Here is a 3,186-nt window from a genome sequence, read left to right on the forward strand (position 1 = left end):
CGGTAGCCGGTATCACCAGAACGGCCGATGACGGCTTCAATCGCCCGAGCGATGAGCTTCAAGGCTTCATCGCCTCTCTGATGCCCGTAACGGTCATTGAACCCCTTGAAGGAGTCTGCATCCAGCAGGATCAGCGAGAGCGGCTGTGAGGTTCGCACCGCGCGCGACCACTCCCGAGCCAGGACCTCGTCGAAGCGGCGACGATTGGACAAGCCGGTCAGCCCATCCGTCGTTGCCAACAGTTCAAGCTCGACGTTCAGGGCGCTCGTAGCAATCTCGGCACTTTGCCGCCGATCGAGTTCGCGACGGAACAACCACGTCAGGCTCATGGTGGCTGCACAAAGGGACAGTACGGCTCCTCCGAGAGTCAGAGCCTTTTGCCACCAATCTGCATAGATATCTGTCGGTGGGATCGCAGTGCTGAGTTGGAGAGGTTGGTCGCTAACGTGGGTAAACTCGAAGCGGCGCTCGCCCTCCCCAACCATCGCTGGACCGGTGAAGCTGCCTTTTTGCCGAGCCATGATCTGGCGATAGCTTGGCTGTTGAGCAACGCTCTTACCAAGCAGTTGCTGGTCGAATGGCTCGCGCATTAGGATCGATCCGCCCGGTCCGTACAAGGTTACGGTACCGATACGGGCTACGCCCGCGGCAGCGAACAAGCCGCGGAAGTAGTCGAGATGGATGGCCCCGGTAACAACACCGGCAAACGATCCATCCGGGTTCGACAGGCGACGGCTCAGCATGACCACCCACTGCCCCGTCAAGCGGGAGATAGCTGGGGGGCTGATATGTAGTCCATCATCGCTGTGAGTAGAGAAGTACTGAAAATACTCGCCATCTGCTCGGTTCAGGGTACGTGGCGTGACCGACTGAGAATTGAGAATGACATCGCCGGCCGCGTTCAACACCATGATGAAACCGAACCCAAGGCCGGTTGCCGAACGATCGAAAAGGATCATGTGACGGAGTTCGGGCGAGGCCTGTGCCACGTCCGTTCGCTTCATACCGTCGACTACCGCCTGTAACGATAGGCCATAAAGCTCGATATTGCGGGCGATATCGCGCTCCAGCACCTGCAGCAGGCTACGGGACGTGATCTCTGTCCGGCGGGTCGCATCCTCTCGCATGTCCCACAACATTACGGCGGACACGCTGCAGAGACCGGCCACGCAGGCGAGGTTGAATGCCGTCAGCGAACGCGCCGAGTGGGTCAAGCGTCCAAGGCGGGCGAAGGGCGATCGGATTGTCATAAGCAGCCGTAAAAATCCGTATCCCAATTATAATCTTGATCATTTAATGACTTCTTACCATTTTAAGTTATTGAAATACTTATCAAAAAAATCTTCGTGAAGAAACGGATAAACACTATATATCTATGAAATTGCCGACCTTGATCTAGGCATGGCACTTGTCTTCCTAGGCGGACCGACGCGTGCAATGCAGCACTGGGTTTCAACCCTAGGTGTTGATGATTGTGAGCTTTCCACGCTATCGTGGCGCGGAGTTGGCGCAATGGTTTGCAGGCGGAGACATGCAGTTTGCATGGAACAGATGGCGGACGGCCGATTGAGGCTTCTCAAAAATCTCACTATCCATGCAGCCTTAGCCCGTACTGGAATGGGTTTGGCTATACCTGATACAGCGCGATTGCTCGGGATCGAGCAGAGCATCATTGAGAGCATTGAGCGAGGGGAGGATGGCGGTTTTCCTATTGAAGTCTTACGCAACTTGTCTAATGGCCTTGGGCTAACCGAAATTGGTACGCCACGGCGTAAGCCTATCGGAGCATTGTAGTTAGCGCTTAATAGAATGAATTGGCCGATCGATCGGGTAGTAGAAGTGGTTCTTGTGCTGGCTTGGCATGGGTAGTGCTTACAGTGGATGGTTCTTTGATCTTGCTAGGAAACAACCAATGAGTGCGCCAACAGAAGCAGAAGTGCTGGCACGAGCCAAGCGAAACTTCATCGCTCATAATCAGGACGATCGCGCCTGGGATGAGGCCTTCACCGATCGCGAAAAGCGGCAAGGACACCCAGTCCTTTGCCTATCCGAGGATGAGAGAGGCGAGTTCTTAGCTCAAGCTCTTCATGAGCTTATAAATGAGCCGGTTTTATCTGCAGAATGAACTGACGGCTCCTGGACAGCCGTTAGCCGTTAGACCCTGTTTCATAAAGCTCGGGCGATCCGTCTGACGAGGATCATGGCTGCGGCGAGGACGAAGAAGGCGAGCGCAGAGGACGGGGTAGCCTCGTGGTCGCGAGCCAACCTGCGGCAGCGGGCGATCCAACTGAGCGTCCTCTCGATGACCCACCGCCTGGGCTGCACCGCAAAGCCCTTCTGGCCCTCCTTGGGTTCGACAATTTCGACCGTGATGGTCGTGGCCGCGCCAACACGCTCGCCTCGATAGGCACGGTCGGCAAAGCGGTGGGCTAGGAAGGGAAACAGTCCGCGCGAGGCTCGAAGCAGGGCAATCGCGCCGTGGCTGTCGTGCAGGTCAGCGGGTGAGACCGCAGCCACGAGCAGGCGCCCGTCTGTATCCGTCAGCGCGTGGCGTTTGCGCCCGACGACCCGCCGGGCCGGATCGTAACCGCGTTCGCCGGCCACCCCCACGCCACCCGAGCGGGCAGCTTGCGCATCGACGACACAGCCGGTCGGGCAGGCCTCACGTCCGACGTGCTCACGGTCAGCCATCGTGAGGGCATGAGCGAGGCGCTCGAACACGCCTGTCTGCGAGAGACGCAAGAACCAGCGATGCACCGTGCTCCACGGCGGGAAGTCCAGTGGCAGATGCCGCCACGCGCATCCTGTCCGCAGGACGTACAGGATGCCGTCGAAGACCGCGCGCAGGGGCCGGCGCCATGGGCGGCCTGTGTGGACGGCGCAGGCAGAAGCGGCGCAAGCACCGCCCACTCGGCATCGCTGAGATTGGTTGCGTAGGGCAGGCTCTCGCGCGCAAGCTCGGCGCGGGCGGCGGGCGTCCACATCGGGGTTCCTGGGTGAGCGTCAGACACTCTCCCAACGCCCGCGATGCTTGCCGCTCACCCAAGTAACCGGGGCAGATCACCGGGCGGTCATGCTGTTGCGGCGTTTCTGACAAGGTCCGGCAGGGGCGGGACGGTTGCGCTGTCTGGGATGCCGAGGCGATCGCCGAGGTATCGGAAGAACGAGACGTCGAGCTTGGCGCAG

3 protein-coding genes are annotated in these 3,186 nt (G+C 59.2%); 1 reads left to right on the forward strand and 2 read right to left on the reverse strand.

Annotated elements, in window-relative coordinates; translation table 11 throughout:
• On the reverse strand, positions 1–1,214 hold a 1,214-nt coding region (locus tag MKK68_RS15620), incomplete at its 3' end, for a sensor domain-containing diguanylate cyclase (RefSeq protein ID WP_244031119.1).
• 647 nt (positions 1,215–1,861) lie between these two features.
• Here MKK68_RS15620 and MKK68_RS15625 point away from each other — a divergent pair.
• A complete protein-coding gene (locus tag MKK68_RS15625) occupies positions 1,862–2,125 on the forward strand; it encodes a hypothetical protein (RefSeq protein ID WP_244031121.1) in 264 nt (87 codons plus the stop codon).
• A 41-nt stretch (positions 2,126–2,166) separates the two neighbouring features.
• Here MKK68_RS15625 and MKK68_RS15630 read toward each other — a convergent pair.
• Positions 2,167–2,984, reverse strand: a protein-coding gene (locus MKK68_RS15630; RefSeq protein ID WP_244031123.1) for an IS5 family transposase whose coding sequence is annotated in 2 segments (ribosomal slippage) — positions 2,167–2,876 and positions 2,876–2,984 — 819 coding nt in all. Because the reading frame shifts where the segments join, the coding sequence is not laid out codon by codon here.
• Positions 2,985–3,186 lie beyond the last annotated feature (202 nt).

The sequence above is a fragment of the Methylobacterium sp. E-016 genome (assembly GCF_022829745.1).
GTDB lineage: Bacteria > Pseudomonadota > Alphaproteobacteria > Rhizobiales > Beijerinckiaceae > Methylobacterium.

Bases quoted from the DNA above. Each gene is read 5' to 3' on its own strand.
- MKK68_RS15625 (WP_244031121.1), top strand. From the start codon at position 1,862: ATGGGTAGTGCTTACAGTGGATGGTTCTTTGATCTTGCTAGGAAACAA.